General features: G+C 43.4%; 22 protein-coding genes. 14 read left to right on the top strand and 8 right to left on the bottom strand.

Going from position 1 to position 19,684, the window contains the following annotated elements:
- Window positions 1-7 precede the first annotated feature (7 nt).
- Together IE164_RS11445 and IE164_RS11440 are read right to left on the bottom strand one after the other, a co-directional pair.
- Complete coding sequence (locus IE164_RS11445; RefSeq protein WP_189630372.1) at window positions 8-643, bottom strand: LysE family translocator; 636 nt, start codon at window positions 641-643, stop codon at window positions 8-10.
- Window positions 644-653: 10 nt separating this feature from the next.
- Window positions 654-2,195 (bottom strand): GH3 family acyl-acid amido synthetase, encoded by a 1,542-nt coding sequence (locus IE164_RS11440; protein ID WP_189630371.1) that lies wholly within the window; start codon window positions 2,193-2,195, stop codon window positions 654-656.
- Between the two features lie 119 nt (window positions 2,196-2,314).
- On the opposite strand from IE164_RS11440, the gene IE164_RS11435 reads away from it, so the two are divergent.
- Window positions 2,315-2,989, top strand: a complete 675-nt coding sequence (locus tag IE164_RS11435; RefSeq protein WP_189630370.1) for a YggS family pyridoxal phosphate-dependent enzyme — start codon at window positions 2,315-2,317, stop codon at window positions 2,987-2,989.
- A gap of 32 nt (window positions 2,990-3,021) precedes the next feature.
- Window positions 3,022-3,399, top strand: a complete 378-nt coding sequence (locus IE164_RS11430) for a DUF423 domain-containing protein (protein WP_189630369.1) — start codon at window positions 3,022-3,024, stop codon at window positions 3,397-3,399.
- 42 nt (window positions 3,400-3,441) lie between these two features.
- Here the strand turns inward: IE164_RS11430 and IE164_RS11425 are convergent, their stop codons facing one another.
- Entirely contained in the window at window positions 3,442-4,842 is a 1,401-nt protein-coding gene (locus IE164_RS11425; RefSeq protein ID WP_189630368.1) for an ATP-dependent DNA helicase, read from the bottom strand.
- Between the two features lie 2 nt (window positions 4,843-4,844).
- The gene (locus tag IE164_RS11420) at window positions 4,845-5,300 is read right to left on the bottom strand and encodes a PaaI family thioesterase (protein ID WP_189630367.1); all 456 of its coding nucleotides are present in this window, start codon (window positions 5,298-5,300) and stop codon (window positions 4,845-4,847) included.
- 48 nt (window positions 5,301-5,348) lie between these two features.
- Here IE164_RS11420 and IE164_RS11415 point away from each other — a divergent pair, with 48 nt between their 5' ends.
- The 4 genes from IE164_RS11415 (at window position 5,349) to coaD (ending at window position 7,918) form a co-directional block, all read left to right on the top strand.
- Window positions 5,349-5,840 carry an NUDIX domain-containing protein gene (locus IE164_RS11415; RefSeq protein ID WP_189630366.1) on the top strand — a complete coding sequence of 164 codons (492 nt, stop codon included), beginning with the start codon at window positions 5,349-5,351 and terminating at the stop codon, window positions 5,838-5,840.
- Between the two features lie 77 nt (window positions 5,841-5,917).
- Window positions 5,918-6,496: a hypothetical protein gene (locus IE164_RS11410; RefSeq protein WP_189630365.1), complete on the top strand. Its 579-nt coding sequence runs from the start codon at window positions 5,918-5,920 to the stop codon at window positions 6,494-6,496.
- 3 nt (window positions 6,497-6,499) lie between these two features.
- Window positions 6,500-7,363 carry a DUF3822 family protein gene (locus IE164_RS11405; RefSeq protein ID WP_189630364.1) on the top strand — a complete coding sequence of 288 codons (864 nt, stop codon included), beginning with the start codon at window positions 6,500-6,502 and terminating at the stop codon, window positions 7,361-7,363.
- Window positions 7,364-7,462: 99 nt separating this feature from the next.
- Window positions 7,463-7,918 (top strand): pantetheine-phosphate adenylyltransferase, encoded by a 456-nt coding sequence (coaD, locus tag IE164_RS11400; protein ID WP_189630363.1) that lies wholly within the window; start codon window positions 7,463-7,465, stop codon window positions 7,916-7,918.
- Here coaD and IE164_RS11395 read toward each other — a convergent pair.
- The gene (locus IE164_RS11395) at window positions 7,906-8,589 is read right to left on the bottom strand and encodes an NUDIX hydrolase (RefSeq protein WP_189630362.1); all 684 of its coding nucleotides are present in this window, start codon (window positions 8,587-8,589) and stop codon (window positions 7,906-7,908) included. The genes coaD and IE164_RS11395 overlap by 13 nt on opposite strands.
- Window positions 8,590-8,687: 98 nt before the next feature.
- On the opposite strand from IE164_RS11395, the gene pyrE reads away from it, so the two are divergent.
- On the top strand, window positions 8,688-9,338 hold the full coding sequence (pyrE, locus tag IE164_RS11390) for an orotate phosphoribosyltransferase (protein WP_189630361.1): 651 nt from the start codon (window positions 8,688-8,690) through the stop codon (window positions 9,336-9,338).
- Window positions 9,339-9,407: 69 nt separating this feature from the next.
- On the opposite strand, the gene IE164_RS11385 is transcribed toward pyrE, so the two are convergent.
- Genes IE164_RS11385 through IE164_RS11375 form a run of 3 tightly spaced genes read right to left on the bottom strand, consistent with a single transcriptional unit; the run spans window position 9,408 to window position 11,841 of the window.
- Window positions 9,408-10,187 (bottom strand): TIGR02757 family protein, encoded by a 780-nt coding sequence (locus IE164_RS11385; protein WP_189630360.1) that lies wholly within the window; start codon window positions 10,185-10,187, stop codon window positions 9,408-9,410.
- Window positions 10,188-11,084, bottom strand: coding sequence for a LysM peptidoglycan-binding domain-containing protein (locus tag IE164_RS11380; RefSeq protein ID WP_189630359.1), 897 nt, complete (start codon window positions 11,082-11,084; stop codon window positions 10,188-10,190).
- Window positions 11,071-11,841, bottom strand: coding sequence for a DUF4905 domain-containing protein (locus IE164_RS11375; RefSeq protein ID WP_189630358.1), 771 nt, complete (start codon window positions 11,839-11,841; stop codon window positions 11,071-11,073). Before IE164_RS11375 ends, IE164_RS11380 begins: the two co-directional genes overlap by 14 nt.
- 48 nt (window positions 11,842-11,889) lie before the next feature.
- On the opposite strand from IE164_RS11375, the gene IE164_RS11370 reads away from it, so the two are divergent.
- The 7 genes from IE164_RS11370 (at window position 11,890) to IE164_RS11340 (ending at window position 19,645) form a co-directional block, all read left to right on the top strand.
- Window positions 11,890-13,272, top strand: coding sequence for an NfeD family protein (locus tag IE164_RS11370; RefSeq protein ID WP_373299013.1), 1,383 nt, complete (start codon window positions 11,890-11,892; stop codon window positions 13,270-13,272).
- On the top strand, window positions 13,269-14,507 hold the full coding sequence (locus tag IE164_RS11365) for a trans-sulfuration enzyme family protein (RefSeq protein ID WP_189630357.1): 1,239 nt from the start codon (window positions 13,269-13,271) through the stop codon (window positions 14,505-14,507). Before IE164_RS11370 ends, IE164_RS11365 begins: the two co-directional genes overlap by 4 nt.
- Before the next feature lie 74 nt (window positions 14,508-14,581).
- On the top strand, window positions 14,582-14,953 hold the full coding sequence (locus IE164_RS11360) for a globin domain-containing protein (RefSeq protein WP_189630356.1): 372 nt from the start codon (window positions 14,582-14,584) through the stop codon (window positions 14,951-14,953).
- Between the two features lie 39 nt (window positions 14,954-14,992).
- Entirely contained in the window at window positions 14,993-15,730 is a 738-nt protein-coding gene (locus IE164_RS11355; RefSeq protein ID WP_189630355.1) for a lysophospholipid acyltransferase family protein, read from the top strand.
- On the top strand, window positions 15,717-16,013 hold the full coding sequence (gene gatC / locus IE164_RS11350) for an Asp-tRNA(Asn)/Glu-tRNA(Gln) amidotransferase subunit GatC (RefSeq protein ID WP_189630354.1): 297 nt from the start codon (window positions 15,717-15,719) through the stop codon (window positions 16,011-16,013). Before IE164_RS11355 ends, gatC begins: the two co-directional genes overlap by 14 nt.
- Window positions 16,014-16,054: 41 nt before the next feature.
- Window positions 16,055-18,610: a tetratricopeptide repeat protein gene (locus IE164_RS11345; RefSeq protein ID WP_189630353.1), complete on the top strand. Its 2,556-nt coding sequence runs from the start codon at window positions 16,055-16,057 to the stop codon at window positions 18,608-18,610.
- 291 nt (window positions 18,611-18,901) lie between these two features.
- Window positions 18,902-19,645, top strand: a complete 744-nt coding sequence (locus IE164_RS11340) for an ABC transporter ATP-binding protein (protein WP_189630352.1) — start codon at window positions 18,902-18,904, stop codon at window positions 19,643-19,645.
- Window positions 19,646-19,684 lie beyond the last annotated feature (39 nt).

Below are 19,684 nucleotides of genomic sequence, written 5' to 3'. Positions count from 1 at the left end.
TATGAAATTAAAACAAGGCCATGCCTTTTTGCTCGAGCACAAAATTAAAAAGCTTTACACTGAAGAGTAACAAAGCCAACCCCACCACCCGGTTCATTATCTTCATAAACCTTGGCGTTACTATTTGACTTAGTTTGGTGGCAAAATAAGACTTGGCCACATCGGCCATAAACACAGTGGCTATGAGTACAATAAAAAAGGAGATCGCCTCACCATTGGTATACTTAAAGTCCAGTGTAACCTTGCTAATAATGCCCAGCCAGAAAAATAACACGAAGGGGTTAATCCCGTTGAGGAAAAACCCCTTTAATATTTGCTGAAACCATTTGGTAGACTCCTGATGCTTTTGCCTGAGTCCTTTCTGGGGCACAGGTTTAAGTAGGTAAATTGTACCAAACACCAACATAATGCTCCCGCCAATTCCTCCTAACCAAATATTGAAAGAGGCATTATCTACCAGTTGCGATACCCCCAGGTATGTAACCACAATATAAAAGCTATCGCTAAGGGCAATACCCATGGCCATAAAAAGCCCCGAAGAAAACCCCTTCTCAATAGAGTTTTGTATGAGTGCAAAAAATACCGGACCTATTAGTACAGAAAGTAACAGGCCAAAAAGCAATCCATTAACAACAATATCCATAGACCAGTGCTTAAGCTTGCTTCAGATAAGCAAGCCAGCTTTCGAGTTTTTCCCTTTTAAGTACACGAGGAAACTTAGTTTGTCCTCCTTCTTTTCCAATCGATTTCATCCACCCATAAAAGACCTCATTGGGCAGTACTTTCAGATAAATATTCTTGAGAGCGTGTTTGCGCTCTACTGCATAGTCATCGTTCAGTTGTTTAAGGTATTCATCAATTTTCAGTCGTAGAGCTTCCTCATCTACCGTACCATCTACACCAACGTACCAATGATGGGCAAAGAGGCTTCCGTCCGGTAAACCGGCCACTGTAAACTCCTTAACAACTATGTCAAAATCCTGAGCGGCCATTTGCACCGCTCTGTTCATGTTATCTACCGAAAGATGTTCGCCACAAAGACTCAGGAAATGCTTTGTTCTGCCCGTAATAATAATTTCCGAAGCATGCTTATCCACAATCTTCACGGTATCGCCTATTAAGTAGCGCCAAGCACCGGAAACTGTCGAAATAAGGAGAGCATATTCCTTATCTTCCTCTACCTGATCTACCATGAGTGCCTGAGCCCCGGGTTTTATTTGTCCCTCATCGTCAAAGTTCTGCTCGTTAAACGGCACAAACTCCAGAAAAATACCGCCATTGAGCATAAGCCTCATGGAGCGCTTTCCGGGTGAATCCTGAAACGCAATAAAGCCTTCTGAAGCCAGGTAAGTATCAATGTAGTGAATTGGCCTACCTAGCAGTTTGTCAAAACCTTTTCTGTAGGGCTCAAACGCCACACCTCCATGTACGAAAGCCTCAAGATTGGGCCATATATCATGAATATTATTGAGCTTATTTTTCTCTATAATTCGCTCCAGCAAAATGGTCATCCAGGCAGGCACCCCCGCCATCATACCAATATTCCATTTGTGAGCATTCTCCACAATCTCTTCAAGCTTGGTTTCCCAATCTTTGTGTTTCTTAATTTTTGGACTCGGCCTGGAAAATCCCTGGATCCAAAGAGGAAGCTGACCGGTAGTAATACCACTTAGATCGCCATAGTAGAAATTTCCTGAAAAATTGAGCGAAGTACTTCCTCCCAGCATGAGCATGCCCGACTGAAAGAACTTATCGGGTAAATCATACTTAGAAAGTGTATAAATATGCCTTGTGCCGGTCTTGCGAATTTGCCGGATCATGTCTTTGGTTACCGGAATAAACTTCGAAGAAGCTCCTGATGTGCCTGAACTCAGGGCAAAATATTTGGTTTTGCCGGGCCAGCTTACGTCCGGTTCTCCCTCGCGCACTCTATACCACCAATTATCATTCATCGAATCATAATCGTGAATAGGAATATTCTCTTTAAATCTCTCGTAGAAGTCGTGTTGGCCAAAGCTTCTGAATTGTTCAAGAATGCCAACAAAATTATATTCTCTTCCAAATGCCGTATTCCTGGCGCTTATGAGTAGTTTAGATAACTCTTTCTTTTGCAGATCATAGGGAGAAGTGTAGTCTTGTTCGAGTGTCTCGCGCAGTTTTATCCCCTTCTTTAAAATCGATCCAATTATTGGCATATATCTTATTTCGGTTTATTGAACAGTAAGCCTCAAGCAGCTGTTTTTATGCTAAATTGCGCCCCATTCGGGCAATCAAATATAATAGAAATCTAAACTCCACATTAAAAAGCATCCTAATGAGTATTGCAGAAAATATTGCACATTTTAATAAGGAACTAGCTCCGTTTAAGGCAAGGCTTATTGCCGTGAGTAAGACTAAGCCCAACAGCGATTTGTTACAGGCCTACGAATGCGGACAAAGAGATTTAGGAGAAAATAAGGTTCAGGAGCTAACGGCCAAGTATGAAGCACTGCCTAAAGACATTCGATGGCACATGATTGGCCACCTGCAAAGAAACAAAGTCAAATACATTGCCCCTTTTGTTCACCTGATTCATGGAGTGGACAGCCTGCGCCTGCTCAGGGAAATTAACAAACAAGCACAGAAGCACGATCGGGTAATCGACTGCCTGCTTCAGATTTTTATTGCCAGTGAAGAAACAAAGTTCGGACTCGATAAAGACGAACTCTTTGATCTGCTAAAGTCTCCAGACCTGGCAGAAATGGAGAATATACGCATAGTTGGGTTTATGGGCATGGCCACCAATACAGAAAATCAGGAACAGGTGAGAAGCGAATTCCGCTACCTCAAAAATTTATTCGATGAAGTAGCAGAAGCCTTCCGTTCGGAGAAAGTACAAATGAAAGAACTTTCTATGGGCATGACGGGAGATTATAAGATTGCGTTGGAAGAAGGCAGTACCATGGTTCGTGTGGGTAGTGCCATATTTGGTGAACGAAATTATCATTAACCGACCTTTTATAGGATAAAACAAGAAGTGAAATGACCGCAAAAACAGTAATAATATTAGCCGGTGTACTCGGAGCCTTGAGTGTTGGCCTGGAAGCATTTGGAGCTCATGGACTTGAGGCTACCCTCACTGCCAACGGACGAATTGAAACCTACGAAACTGCCGTTAAATATCAATTCTATCATACCTTGGCCCTACTGCTTGTTGGTCTCATAATGCTACACACCAACACCCCTTATTTTAGCTACGCCTCCTGGGCTTTTGTAGCGGGTATTCTGGTCTTTAGCGGCTCTCTCTATACCCTTAGCTTGACCAACATTACCTGGCTCGGGGCTATTACTCCCATTGGTGGATTGGCCTTTATTGCAGGATGGATATTCCTTCTGATTGGTGCCAATAAGGCTTTGTAGGTACTATTAGACTCCCGGCTAGTCTGCGCTTTTGGCCTGCGGCTAAAAGAATCTGGGGTGAAAATTGACCAAATAAAGCTCTTTAGTAGCCCGGGTCACGGCCGTATAGAGCCAGCGTATATACTCCTGATTAACCATTTCTTCGGTTAGGTAACCCTGATCTACAAAAACCGCTTCCCACTGCCCTCCCTGCGATTTATGACAAGTGAGGGCATAGGCAAATTTCACTTGCAGTGCATTCAGGTAAGGATCGCTCTTAAGGGCTTTGGCGCGCTCCCGTTTGGTGCTTAGGTCTGCATAGTCTTCCGCCACCTGTTCATAGAGATTCTTATACGCCTTATCGTTCAAAGAAGCCTCAGGCGAATAGAGTGTGTCTAAAATCACCTTTGCCTCAAACGGCTCCTGGTCGGGGTAATCGAGCAGGCGAAGCGATAGTTCGGCAAAGCGCAAGCCATACAATTCTTCGAAACGCTTTATCTTCAATACCTCTACAAAATCGCCATTGGCTAAAAAACCGGCCGGTGCATTCTCCGGTAAAAAATGATAGTTGTTTCTCACAATCATAAGAATATCTCCGGCCTCCAGTTCATCTTCCCTATACTGTATGGCCCTTCGTATATACTGATTGTATTGAACAGCATTTTTATTGCTTCGGCATATGATGGCTGTATTTTCTACCCCATACTTATCGTAGGCATAGCGCAAGCCATCTTCCAACCGCTCTCCTGTCATTTTAAAAATATCCTTAAAACGTCCCGTAGTAAGCTTCAGCCTAAAACTCTCCTTCGGCAATTCACTGCGTAAATGGGTAGCATTGTAAAGAATGCCCGAGTCCTCATCCTGACGCATAACCTCTGTAAGCTCCAAACTCTGAACTTCAGCTTTGAAATGATGCTGCAAGTAAGGCTTTTCTAAAGCCGGACTTTCCAAATTACCGACCGGAGGCAACTGTGCTGTGTCTCCAATAAGCAATAAGCGATTTCCCTCTTGTGAAAACACATAGTCCATAAGGTCGGTGAGCAAGCCCTTTTGTCCGTACTCGGCACTATCTGAGATCATAGAGGCCTCATCGACTATGAACACGGTGTTTTTGTGATAGTTGGACTGTCTTTTAAACTCCAGCCCTCCACCGGGTTCTGCGGTTTGCTGAAAAACCTTTTTGTGAATTGTAAAAGCCGTTCGTTTGCTATAACCCGACATGACTTTGGCCGCTCGGCCGGTGGGTGCCATTAACACATATTTAAACTGAAAAAAAGGAAGCGTCTGAACAATAGCACTTACCACTGTTGTTTTGCCGGTTCCTGCATAGCCTTTAAGAACCAACACAGGTTTGTGGAGTCGCTTGTTGAGTAAAAAGTCATCAAACAAGCTAAAAAGCCTCTTCTGGCCTTCTGTTGGCTGGAAGGGAAATTTTTGCAGCAGTATTTCCGAAGGCCTGGCCAATCTTATGATTTTCTTTTCGCTACATCTTCAGAAAACAAAGTCACCATGGTGGTAGTGGCTTTGGCAATGAGAGTTCTTTTTTCACCATCTATACACCAAACTTCAGCTTCACAGAAGTTCATTTTTTTACCCTGTTTCACCACCCAGCCTTTGGCATAAAGCTTTTGCCCCCGGCCGGGAGCGAAATACGATATTTTTATTTCTCCTGTTACCACATGCTGATCTTCAGCAACCACCGTGTAGGCCGAAAATCCCGCTACTATGTCGGCTACAGTAGCTGTTACCCCGCCATGTACTAAACCCGTTTGTTGCTGGTGCTCTTCTCTAAGCTCCAACCATCCTTCGGTTCTTCCTTCATCGATCACGTTCAGATCGAAGCCCACCAGCTTCATAAAGTGCTGCCGCTCCAAAAACTTCTTAATTCGTGCTTTATAGTTCTGATTGAATACCTTTACCATAATCTATTTTCCACAAATATATTGGTAAGGCCTTAGCCACGAAGAACCATGGGCAAAATTCAGGATCAAATTGAATTGCAATACGGGCAAAAATTAAGGGTAAGGGTGTGTGGCATATGTATTGAAAACAACCGACTGCTGCTAGTACACCACAGGGCTTTAGGGGTAGCCAATGGGCTGTGGGCTCCTCCCGGAGGTGGAATGAACTATGGAGAAACAGCCGAACAAGCACTCATTCGGGAGTTCAAAGAAGAAACAGGCTGTACCATTGCCATAAAAAAATTTCTTTTTGTTCATGAATATTTAGATCCTCCCCTGCATGGCATAGAACTCTTTTTTGAAGTAGAAATTTGTTCCGGTACTCCTATTTTAGGCACCGACCCTGAGATGGATGTTGATGCTCAACTGCTTACGCAAATAGGATTTTACGATCTTAAGAAAGTACAAGAAACGGAAATGAGTAGTTTGCACTATGTATTGCAAAACGTAAAGAGCCTGAATGAATTGATTAATCTAAAAGGTTATTTCAAATTTCATTAATTATCCATAAAATAGCGGTCGCAGAACTATAGATTACCTAATAAATTAGTTAATTTTACGAAAATTCAACCTCCAAGATGAACCTAACTAAAGTACTCACGATTCTATTCTTCATCATCGCCTTAGGCGTTGGGTATTTGCTCTATGACAGCATTAATACCACCATTCTCGAAGCAAAAGAGATTGAAAGAATAGAAAACATGGTGAAAACCAAGCTTGAAAAAATCAGAGACGCTCAGACTGCCTACCATGCAACATATGGTGACTACGCAGACACCTGGGAGAAACTGATCGCATATGTTGATACCGGAAAAATCTATCTGATTCAGAGAACTGAGAAGATCACTATGCTTGCCTACGGTGCCGAGAAGTCTGAGTTTATCTACGACACCATTGGTGCTGTACCGGTAAAAGACTCTTTGTTCCGACCAGGTTTTGACCCAAGAACTTTGCCTGAGTTGCCTCATGCACCCGGCAAATACTTCTCTTTGTATGCAAAAGACTCTGTAAGAAATGGAGTGAGTGTAGACTACATTGAGGTTGTAGATACTTATCCGTTCGACAGAACAAGAACTGAAGATCATGAAATCGAAAAGAGAAGACCTCTACGATTCGGTTCTAAAACTGATATCACTACTGCTGGTAACTGGAACTAAACTGTGCGAGCAGCCGAGACTTCTCAAATAATATCAATAAAAGACGAAAGGCTGGATATTGACAAAATAAGTCAATACCGCCTTTCTTTTTTTGTGTCGGATATTGATTGCCAAATCACTGTATTCGATGTAAAAAAGAAACAACTATTGCTCTTTGAAAACCGAGAGCTAAACCCGGCCAAAAGCCTAATTGAAAATCTCAATACCATTTATGACGATCATATTCTGATTGCTGCTGGCTTTTGGAAAGAGATTCAGGTGTTTGTGAGAAACCGACAGTTTGCACTGGTTCCGGTTCCTGTTTTCGACCGGAGTTTGTGCAAAGACTATGTTCAACTCAATGAGGTAACGGACCCCAATAAAGACGAATACCACTTTAAGGTATTGGACGATGTGGGTGCGGCCGTGGCTTTTGGCTATCTCACAGAACTAAAGCAGTGGTTTAAAGAAAAATACCCCAAGCTTTCGCTTTATTTTAACCACCAGTCTGTAGCTTACCTCAAAGGGCTGCAAAAGCAAATAAAGAGTAAAGCTCCGGCCAGCCTTTACCTTACACTAAACAACAGCGATGTGCAAGTTGTGGGCTACAACCTACAAAGACTGGCCATATACAATCAGTTTCGGTTTACTGATGCCAAACACCTGACCAAGCTCATTCTTCTGACCCTGCAGCAGTTTAGTGCCGAAGGCCAGTCTACCCCCATCATACTTCATGGAATTAAGGAAAAAGTAGACCTTAACATGCCCATACTAAAGAAATACTTTCGTCACATTGAGTTAGGCAAACGCCCGGAAGGAGTGCTTATGCACCCCATATTCAATGAGTTGGAAGATCAGGAGTATTTTGAAGTGCTGGCCAACTTATAATTATCCGCTACCAATTGATCGTTAGTGGTAAGGAGGCATTCCATAAAATTCAGTTATTTTCGGGAATACGGTTTAAAGACCAATCCAAAGCCATAAAAAATGAAGCGAATAGCGATTTTCCCGGGTTCGTTCGACCCATTTACCAAAGGCCATGAAGACATTGTATTGAGAGGCCTTAAAATTGTAGACGAAATTGTGATTGGCATAGGCTACAACAGCCAAAAGCAGAACCGCTACTTCGATATCTCCTACATGGAAGAAAAGATCAAAGAAACCTTTGCTCATGTGCCTCAGGTATCGGTGGTTGTATACAACGAACTCACGGCCTCTTTGGCTTCTAAAATTGGCGCCAGTGTAATACTTAGGGGGTTACGCAACACTACTGACTTTGAGTATGAGAATAGCATTTCTCAGGTAAACCGCTATCTCAATACCGAGCTAGAAAGCATTTTTCTAATCACCTCACCGGAGTTGGCGGCTGTCAATTCATCGATTATTCGCGAGGTGCATCGCTACGGTGGAGATGTTCAAAAATACCTTCCTTATACACTCTGAGTCTTTTTAAGTTTTTTAAACTTATTGTAGACATGAGCTATTGACATGTAGGTGTTGTAGAGGGCTACATTCAGCTCGTTCTCGCTCATCCAACGTACTTCATCTATATCTTCTTCCAGCTGAGGTTTCATTTTGGAATCATCGAGGCAGTCCATCAGATACCAAACGGTCTTTTTAAGAATGCTTTTATCTCCCTTGGTATATGTATGCCAAGTAGTGCATATTTTCTGGTTCACTCTTACCTTAATATTACACTCCTCCTGCACCTCACGCTTGGCTCCCTCAACAAAAGACTCGCCCTTCTCAATTTTACCTTTAGGTAAGTCCCACTTCCCCAGTCGGTGAATGAGCAAAATACTACCATCGCGGTATACCACTCCCCCTCCGGCTTTCAGTATTTTAAACTTACTCTTGATATAGTCAATTGCCTCGTCATAGTTCTCTGTGAGCACAGTAATAGAAGACAAATTCTTGAGCTTCTTATTGTGCATTATAAAGAGAACCGACTTAATGGTACTATGGGTAGCATTTCGAATGAGCAGATTACCTTTGAACAACTTTTCGTTGATCAGCAGATCATCATCTTCGACAATACCGTTAAACTGCGCCAGATCACCCACTTCATCCGGCTTTTTAATTCTGAGAGGTTTGTCTTTAATATAGATCCTCATGGATTGAGTAGATTCGGGGTCAATATGAAAAAAAATTCGCTAACAAGGTGAATGAACTTCCTGTCAATTTCAGAAAAAAAATCTACTAACTTCGCGGCATGCAAAATCTACAAGCTGACAGAACCACGGCCTTAAAAATTGCTTCAGACCTACTGGCTATTGAGGCCATTAAGTTAAATATAGAAAATCCCTTTACCTGGAGCTCCGGCTGGAAGTCTCCCATCTATTGCGACAACCGTATGTCGCTTTCTTACCCGGCTACCAGAACTTTTATTAAAGAAAAACTAGCTGATGCTGCCCGGCAATATTTTCCGGAAGTAGAAGCCGTGGCCGGAGTGGCTACTGCCGGTATTCCGCAGGGAGCTTTGTTGGCCGATTTGTTAGAAGTACCGTTTATTTATGTGCGGTCCAAACCCAAGGGCCATGGTATGGAAAACCTTATTGAAGGCAAAGTAGATCCGGGCAAAAAAGTGGTGGTGGTAGAAGACCTTGTTTCTACCGGAGGCAGCTCACTGAAAGCTGCTGAGGCACTAAGATCGGCCGGTTACGAAGTACTGGGCATGTTAGCCATTTTCACTTATGGTTTTCCTTTAGCCGAAGAAAATTTTCAGAAAGCCAACATCACGCTTCACTGCCTGAGCAACTATAGTATAATGCTAGAACAGGCCATTGAAATGGGCTACATTAATAAGGAACATTTGGCTTCTCTGGAGGAATGGAGAAAAGCTCCTGCTCTTTGGAGACAATAAAATCGGCAGTGTATGGCTAAATTTTAAAGTCCGGGCCAATAGCCTTTGTTGTGGTTAACCCTATCCACACTAAAACTTTTCTTCTATTCCCAGGCCAAACAGTGCAAAGTCATACTTCACAGGGTCTTGTGCATCGAATGTCTTAAGGTTGCTGGTGAGTTCAAGAGCCATTCGCCAGTCTGTTGGCTTTCGGGTAATTAGACCTAACTTTCGGGCCACTCGTTCCACATGTAAATCGCAGGGGCAAACCAACTGAGATGGGTTTATGCGCCTCCAGAGGCCAAAGTCTACTCCCTTATTATCTCTTCTCACCATCCACCTGAGAAACATATTTATCCGTTTACAAGCCGATTTTCTAGCCGGTGTAGCAATGTGTTTTCGGGTACGTTGCGGAGCATCCGGTAAACTGAAAAACAAATCGTGAAAATGAGTCAGGGCGTTTCCTACATCAGCATCATTCTCTTGTAACCCCATTAGGAAAGCATCTTCCAAACTATTATGATGTTGATAGTAATGTTTAAAAAAGGCCACAAAATAGAGCGTATCTGTAGTATTGAAGGTGCGGTGTTTAAACCGAAGCAATGTTTTCAGGTCTGCTTCAGAATGATGGAGCACAAACTGGTACGGTGCATTATCCATAAGAGCAAACAGCTCTTTGCACTTATTTATAATAGTAACACGCTGCCCCCAGGCCAATATAGATGCCCAAAAACCAGCAATTTCAATATCCTGTAGCAAACTATAGGCGTGTGGTATTACTATCGGGTCATTTTCAATAAATCCAGGCTGGTTGTATTCTTCAACCTTGGCATCGAGGAAATCTCTGAGAGCCGAAGCTTCCGTATGCATCTACTGTACGTAAGTAATCTGCACCCTAAAGCGCTTATCAACCGCTTTCAGGTGATCATAGGCCCTTTGGTTAAGCTTAATGATGATGTCTTCATTCTCTGAGGTTTCAGGAATGGTTCCGATTACACGAACGTACACCGTAAGATCGTTCATCAGGTTTTTCACTTTTATTACCGTGCCTTTTCTTGCAGTTCGGTGCAGGGCAAAAAACTTATTAGACGGTTCGCTTTCATCAATCACCTCCGCCAATCCTTCCTTCTGGAATTGCTGAAAGGGTGTACCCGGATAATTTACCTCCTCGGGTTGCTCTTCTTTTGGTTGCACTTTGGTGGTTGGTAGTGAGGCTGCACTGTTGAACGGAACCTCAGAGGTTTTCACTGAATCGGGCGTATTGATACGTTTGGTTTCGGCCTGAGAAGTGGTTTCTACCATCGGTGTATCTTTTTCAACAGGTACCAGCACATCTTTCTTAATAATGAGCTTTTGACCCAAGTCTATTGCATTAGAGGGAAGTTTATTCCAGTTTTTAATATCTGAAACCTGCACCTCATACTTTCTGGCAATGGCAAAAAGCGTTTCTCCGGCTTTAACCGTATGAGTAACCTCTTTGGTCTGTTTGGTCACCTCCGCATCGGGCGATATTACTTCTCCTCCATAGGGAATCTTGAGGGTTTGCCCTATTTGCAGGCCGTTGGCCAAAACAGGATTTGCCTTATTAATTTCGGATACGGTTGTTTTGTACCTGCGCGAAAGACTATACAAGGTTTGCTGAGCCTGTACTTTATGAATTACAAACACCTTATCGCCCTGACGCTCAATACCTAAGGAATCGGTCTGCGCAAATAAGGCACCCATGCATACTATACCAAATACAATCGTGTAACTAATTTTTCTCATCAATGCTGTAAATCTTCAACTCGTTCTTTCCGGTAACAAATATAAGTGCGTCTTGAACTATAAAAAAAGCCCCGGAGACCAGCCCTTTCACTCCACTATCTAGCGATTCACGAAGCAAAAGGTTGCCGCTCTCATCGAAGACACACAGAGTTAACGCTTTTAATTCATCCATCACATGATTGGCGGCTATAAAAATCGTTCCACTCGCTTCCAGATAGTCACAACTGCCTTTTAATTCTAGCCCGGCCTTCAAATCCAAAAACCTGGCCAATGTTTCAAAGTAAGGATTATCGACCTCATAATGAACAGGATATTGTTCCAGCGGCACTTCTCTATCAACCTTCTGTGCCTCTGTCCAGTCACCTTTAAGCACATCAAAGCTCAACTTCTCTTCAGCTTCCGGCATTGTCAAATACAGTAAGCGATTTTGCGCGCCTAACAATTTCACATTTTCCAAACTCCAAACTACCTCCTGCTTTTGGAGGTCAAACCCAAACACCGATCGAGATTCAATGTTTTGGGTATCTTCAAACTTTTGAAAAACAACCACATTGTTGTACAGATGGTAAGCACTAACCCACCAAGGATCTTCAAACTCCAGGCCTTGCCACAACAGCTCCTTTTTTTTAAGATCTACCAAGGCAAAAGCAGAATGAAAATTCTCATGGTTGCGTGTATTAATCAGCAGCTTATCATCATGACATTTCACCTCCCAAACGGGCGATTCAAACGGTTGTGAAAATTTAAGGTTTAGCACCGAAGACACTGGCTTTCTTTGTAATTTGAACAAAAATAAGTGAATAAAGTGGGGAACAAAGGCATCAGATACATTACCCGATCAATAATAGGCTTAAGTGTCGTATTACTGTTTTTTACCGGCTGGGCGAGTGAACAGGCTAAGTACCAGGAAGGAACTATAAAGGTATTCCTTATGGAGGTTAAGGGAGATATTGACCCACGCATGAACCGTTATGTAGACCTTGCCCTTACTCAGGCCACTGAACAGGAGGCCGACCTCATTATTATTGAAATGGACACCTATGGCGGAGCGGTTATTGATGCGAACGACATTCGCACAAGAATTTTAGATTATGAAAAACCGGTTTGGGTATTTATAAATAACGATGCAGCTAGTGCCGGAGCACTTATTTCTATTGCTTGCGATAGCATATACATGGTTCCCGGTGCAAATATTGGAGCTGCTACGGTGGTTAATGGCACCGATGGCATGGCCGCACCCGATAAATACCAGTCGTATATGCGGGGAATAATGCGATCAACAGCAGAAAAAAATGGGCGCGATCCGCTCATTGCCGAGGGCATGGTAGACGACCGGGTGGTGATAGAGGGTATAACTGAAGAAGGGAAAGTAATCACCTTTACTACTTCTGAGGCCCTAAAACACGGGTATTGCGAAGCCGAGGTAGCGAGTATCCAGGATATTTTAGAGAAGAACGAAATTGTAGACTATCAACTGATTCGATATACACTTCCCCGAACTGAAAGAATCATTGCCTTCTTTCTCAATCCAGTGGTAAGCGGTTTACTTATTCTTGTAATTACCGGAGGAATATTCTTTGAATTACAAACCCCTGGAGTAGGCTTTCCTCTTGCTGCTGCGGGAGTTGCACTCGTTCTGTACCTTGTGCCATACTACCTCAATGGTCTGGCGGCCAACTGGGAAATAGCTGTGTTTTTTGTAGGACTGGCCCTCATTGCTCTGGAGGTCTTTGTCATTCCAGGTTTTGGAGTAGCCGGCATTGCCGGCATAATTTGTACGGTAGGGTCGCTTATTTTCATGATGTTGGGCAACGATAACTTTAACTTCGATTATGTACCCACCAAAGAAATAACCAAAGCTGCTGCCACCGTTGGCTTAGGTGTGTTTGGCTCGGTGGTTCTACTCATTATAATGGGCTATCGACTCACCCAAACCAGTATGTTTCAGCGAATAGCACTTACCACCACTCAGCGCAAGGATGAGGGATATACTGCCACTTTTTATAATGAAGACCTGGTGGGTAAAGAAGGAGTAGCAGCTACTATTCTAAGACCAAGTGGCCGAGTAGAAATAAACGATGAGTTGTACGATGCATACACCCGTGGAGAGTATATTGAAGCCGGACAACCCATTGAGGTGGTTAGCCAGCAAGGCACATCGTTGCAGGTAAGAACTAAGAAAAAATGAAACACGAAAAATATTCTGCAGAGAGTAGGGCTATTTCAGGAGGGCACGACCCTTCTTCGGCCTATAATTCCATAAAGCCCCCCATCTATCAGACATCCACCTTTAAGTTCAACACCGCGGAAGAAGGCAAAGCATTCTTTATGAATGCTTCCGGAGACATCCCTCTGGAAGAACGAAATGCGAGTCTTATTTATACTCGCCTCAATCACCCTAATGCCATAACTGCCGAGTATCGGTTGGCTCAACTGGATGGAGCAGAAGATGCTGCCTTTTTTGAAAGTGGTATGGCAGCCATTTCCACTACTATTCTTAGCTTTTGCCAGGCCGGTGATTTAATTGTGATGTCTTCTCCCCTCTATGGCGGAACGGATACCTTTATAAAAAAACATGCGGTGCAGATGGGTATTGAGTGGGCTGAAATGGAGCGAGGCGCCACCCAAAAAGAAGTTGAGCAACTACTTGCCAACCACCCCAAAAGGGATAAACTAAAGATGATTTACCTTGAAACCCCTGCTAACCCTACACTCACACTGGTAGATATTGAAATGGTGCGAAAGCTTCGGGATAGACTGGCCCCTAATGCTGTAATTGCAGTAGACAACACTTACATGGGCCCCCTGTTTCAGCAACCACTTGCGCATGGTGCAGACATTAACCTTTACTCGGCCACCAAATACATTGGAGGCCATAGCGACATTATAGCAGGAGCAGCCAGTGGTAGTGAAAAGCTAATGAAGCTGGTGAAACAGAAAAGAGCCATTCTGGGAAATACCGCCTCACCATTTACCTCATGGTTACTCTCCAGAAGCATGGAAACCATTGGCCTGAGAATGGAAAAACAGGCGCGTAATGCTCATAAATTGGCCGAATACCTTGCAGCTCACCCCAAAGTAAAGGCTACATACTACCTGGGACTTATGCCTGAGAGCGATCCACAATATGCGCTCTTCAAAAGACAAAACAACTCCGGTGGTGCTATGATTGCCTTTGAAGTACATGGTGGAGAAGCGGAAGCCTTTAGGTTTCTCAACGCGTTGGAATTGGCTCACCTGGCTATTTCGTTGGGCAGTACGGAAACGTTGGTTTCTCACCCGTACACTATGAGTAGCTCCAACATGGATGAAGCCGACCGCTTGAAAAATGGCATCACTCCTTCATTAATCAGAGTTTCTGTTGGCATTGAAAATATTGATGATTTAGTGAAAGACTTCGATCAAGCTTTAAGAACTACCTAACTCTCAACGTTATTCCAGAATTTTTCTTCCCATTTTTGAGGAGGAAGAAAAATGTCAGGAATCTCCCGAACAATATGCCCGAACAACAAACCCTTTACGAACGCATAGGCGAAGAAAACATACTCCGGTTGGTAGATGATTTCTACAATGGAATTGAAAAGGATGAACTGATCCGCCCGATGTATCCCGAAGACTTACTCCCTGCCAAAAACCGACTCAAGCTATTCCTTATACAGGCTTTAGGTGGAAGACAAACCTATACCGATGAACGCGGCCATCCCATGCTCAGGCGTAGACACTTTCAATGGCAAATTGGTAAAGAAGAAGCCACCCATTGGCTCAAACACATGCATGCCGCTCTTGAAAAAGCCACTTTTGCAGAAAAAGACAAAGATGCATTTTGGGACTATGTATATCAGGCGGCTTTGCATATGATAAACAAATGAAAACCAATCCAAAATCATTTTCCCTATCTTCGCCACTTTATGAGAAGAGTACTCCTTAGGTTATATTCTTTCTATGGCCTTTTGGTATTTGCGCTTATTTTTTTGGTGCTTCTACCATTTTTTCTTTTGGCCATTTTTATTCGCCCGCTTGAAGGCATAGCACCTTTTATCAATCATGTGTGGGCTCGGTTATTCTTCTTTTTTCTATTTCTCAATCGTACACGGGTTATATATAGAGCGAAACCGAAAGCATCGCAGCGGTACATCTTCTGTGCCAACCACACCTCTTTCCTCGATATTCCAAGCTTAGGACTCATCAACCATAAATTTAAATTCATTGGCAAGGCCTCGCTAAAAAAAGTGCCGGTTTGGGGCTTCATGTATAGCAGGCTTCACATTTTAGTAGATAGAGCCAGCCTAAAAAGCAGACACAAAAGCTGGCTAAAAGCTCAGGAAGAAATAAGAAGAGGGTTTAGTGTGGTTTTTTTTCCTGAAGGTGGCATACTCACCAAAAACCCTCCACACACTGTTACTTTTAAAGAAGGTAGCTTTCGTATTGCAGTGAACGAACAAATCCCCATTGTTCCCGTCAGCATTCCCTATAATCACCTACTTTTGCCAGACAAGTCGCCTCTAACCATGCACCCAGGCCGTATCGAAATGGTTGTACACAAACCCATTTGGCCTGAAGGCACTGGCGATGAAGCCGTGGAAAAGCTAAAAAAAGAAGTCCGGAAAGTCATAGAAGATACGCTCAACAGTTATGAAAGTAGATAAGGAAACCCTACAGAAAGTGGCTCATCTTGCCCGGCTGAACATTAGGCCTGAAGAAGAAGATCAACTGTTAAAAGACATGGGAGAAATATTGAACTGGGTAGAAAAGCTTCGCGAGGTAAACACGAAGGGCGTTGAGCCGCTCACCCATATGACCGGGGAAGTTAATGTGCTCAGAGCGGATAAAGCCGAAGCAACCATTGACAGGCAACAAGCATTGAAAAATGCCCCGCAACAGGACGGCAAGTTCTTTATAGTTCCACAGGTTATGAAACGAAATGATTAGTCTTATTTGGCGTTGACTGTTCATCAAACAACCATTGTACCTTGAATACCACCGCATTTAACCTACTAAAGACACTATGCATAACTCTGGCTATACTTGCCCTTCTATGGGTTGGATATGCCTGGTGGGTTGGCGATAATCTTGTGCTGCCCTGGCAAGTAGAGTCGACTCTCAAAACTCGCCCCTTCTTGTTAGAATACTTTCAACTGAACAGCAAACCTTCCGGGGTTGTGGCCGACCAGATTATAAGCTGGCAAAAATTCACTACCGGGGAAATGCAGTATCTATTATGGCCTCAGTATGCCCTACTAGCCATTTTTATGATATTGCTCATTGTAGGCTCTGTGGCATCTACTTACCTCAACCGCTTCAGCTATTTTGTTTTTTCCGGATTACTCATTTTTGCTTTCATACAATTAAGACTAGAAGAACTAGGAGTGGCGCACCCATACCTAACCTATGGGCTAATTGGAGGTTATCTGCTGCTAAGCTACTTTTTTCATGCTTTTAAAAGACAATCCAGTGTTCTCACAAGAACGCTTTCAATGACCCTTTTCTATGGTACCTTTCTGGCACTCATTCATTGGCTGCCCAATATGCAATACCCCGGTGTTGTTATGTTATCATTCGGTATAACGGGTCCACTATTATGGGCAGCTCTTTTTATTGTATTTATAGCAGGCGACAACCTGTTTAGCCTATTTAAACTCACCACCCAAGGGGCTCCCAAAGGTAAAAATGGGCTTATGCACTTTGGCATCGTAGGACTCATATACCTTGGCCTCACAGGCCTTCTTTTCGCTCAAAAAAATGAAGATATCAGGTTCTCTCTTTACTTAGTTGAACCACTCACCCTGCTCCTGGCCTCCATGGTTTCCGGTTACTTATGTTTCGATCAAAAGATCGCAACGATTAATGTAGGAGGAGATATCATTGTCCTTAAAAAATGGCTTTACCCGCTGGCTTGCGCACTTACCCTGGGACTTATGGCCTATGCTAAAATTAATGCCATAGATTCCCTGCAGAACGCGCTGGAATGGGTAATCATTATTAGCCATTTAGCTTTTGGTGCAGCGTTCTTCATCTATGCTTTAATCAACTTTATTCCTCCACTGCTACAAAACATACAAGTGTGGCACATGTTCTTTCAAGGTCCGCGTACTCCCATGCTAACCGTTCGGTTGTTCAGTATAATACTAGTAGTAGGCGGTTTCCTTTATTTAGAATATCGGCCATACTATCAGGCCAAAGCGGGGCAATATGCCATGTTGGCCTGCCTGGCTGAAAAAATAGACAACAAGCTTTTGGCTACTCAATACTACCGTCAAAGTGTTTTCTTCGACTTCTATAACTACCGTTCCAACTATGCGCTGGCTCAATTGGCTACCTCAGCATTGGAGAAAGAAGAAATACCCCAGCACTATTCGGCTATTGTGAGAGGTCGGCCCAATGCCAAAGCCCGAGTAGCCCTGGGTAATTATTATGCTCAAAACAGCGATCTCTACCGCAGCCTTAGTTCACTCATGTATTCACCTGAAATTGAACAAAGCCCTGAGGCAAGGAACAATTTGGGCATGGCTCATTACGAATATCAAAACTATGACTCGGCCTATAAGTACTTTAGCTCAACCCGGCAAAATGCTGCCATGGTGGGCGAAGCCAATCTTTCGGCCTTGAATTATGATGTAGCGGCTCTAGTTGATTTCGACACCACCATTCAGTATGAGTATATTGAGGACCTACACCTCAAAATAAATAGGCAGGCTCTGGCCAACGCTCAAAACCAATACTTCCCCTTCGACCATGAGCTTCACCCCGACACCCTTCTGAGCCGCGAAACTCTCTTTTACTTATATAATGCCGCTCTGGCACAAAAAAGACCCGATGCCCAAAAACTCATTGAAACCATCACCTACTATCAAAGCAGTCCCAAAAACCTGGCCTACAATACATTTTTGCAAACCGCTCTCAGCTTTGCCTACTACCATGCGGGGGAAGTGACCAAAGCTTTCTTAAGTATCGATGAAGTGATCGCTTCCGACTACGGAGCAGCCGCCTTCCCTTACTATGTAAAGGCCATTTGGGCCTATGATCAGGGACAGGCCAACCTCACCGTTGAGTGTATTAACAATGCTCGCAAAAGAGGTTATAATGAACAAGGTCTTCTAGACTTTATGGAAGATCTTAAAACAGTTAAAAACTACGATCGGGCAGCCGATTTTAGTAAAGAACTCAAAGCACTAGTAAACAACAAAGCTCAGTTGACTGACCAAGAGTATATCGATAGCCTCATACATTTGGCCGGCAAAAACGCCTTCGACACTCACTCCACGCTTCAGACTTTTGACTTGTTAGAAAATGAAGGAGCCGAAGCAGAAAAGCTATACAGTCTTATGGTAGACAACCTGAAGGTTAATCCCAACTCAGCTGAGTTTCACGAGGTATACATTTTCCTGTGCGCAAAAAACCGTTTTAGAACTTTTGCCGAAACAAGTTTTGAAAAGCTCGAGACCCTGGTGAGTCAGGAAAAACTTGAGACCATTCGTAAGGAGTTCGAGCGGCTACTCGAACGAAACGCACCCACTTTAAACCAGTAAAAAGCTTCCGAACCACTACACCAATAGACGGGGGCTTCTATAACTCATGCCAGACATGAGCCTGTAATCCTGTACCTCTTCCGTTCACGGAAAGTCTTTTCAGTGCTCCAATATCTTTTGATTCTTTTGTTTAGAGGGAAAGTGAAAAATAGGTTTTCAGCCATACACAAGCACTTTTCCCATTGGCGATACCCCAAACACAATAAACATCGGTAACACAGGGTTTAAACCATTTACATAATAAACAAGTATTGTATTAAACTTTTCGGCATTTAGATACGTCCAACGAATATGAGCAAAACTGTAATCAAGACATCTGACATCTCCAAGATATACCAGATGGGCAGCGAGACCATCCGAGCACTCAAGTCGGTTAGCATAGAAATCATGCAAGGTGAATACGTAGCCTTTATGGGGCCTTCCGGTTCCGGTAAATCTACCCTTATGAACATGATTGGCTGCCTGGATACCCCTTCAGGAGGTCAGTACATTCTCAATGGACAAGATGTATCTGATATGACTGAAAACGAATTGGCAGAGATCAGAAACAAAGAAATTGGTTTCGTATTTCAAACCTTTAACCTTTTACCAAGAGCTACTTCGTTGGAAAATGTGGCCCTTCCGCTTATTTATGCCGGATATAGCAAGGCGGAAAGAGAGGAGAAAGCCATGGCTGCTTTAGCCGGAGTTGGTCTCGATACCCGTGCTCATCACAAACCCAATGAGCTATCGGGTGGTCAGAGGCAACGTGTAGCCATTGCCAGAGCACTGGTAAACGACCCGTCTATTATTTTGGCCGATGAGCCAACCGGTAACCTTGATACCAAAACGTCTTACGACATTATGGATCTGTTTGCCCAGCTACACGAAAAAGGCAATACCATTATTATGGTAACTCACGAAGACGATATTGCCCAGTATTCCCACCGAATTGTAAGGTTGAGAGACGGCCTCATTGAAAAAGATGAAGTAAACCATAACCCTACCAAAGTGAATATTCTGAAGGCACAAATGGCCAATCAGGAAGAACATTAACAGGGGTTCAACCGGCTGTTTTTGAGGCTAAATCTGTAA

Source organism: Roseivirga thermotolerans (assembly GCF_014653175.1).
Classification (GTDB): Bacteria; Bacteroidota; Bacteroidia; order Cytophagales; family Cyclobacteriaceae; genus Roseivirga; species Roseivirga thermotolerans.
This window is presented reverse-complemented; position numbering and strand designations above follow the sequence as displayed.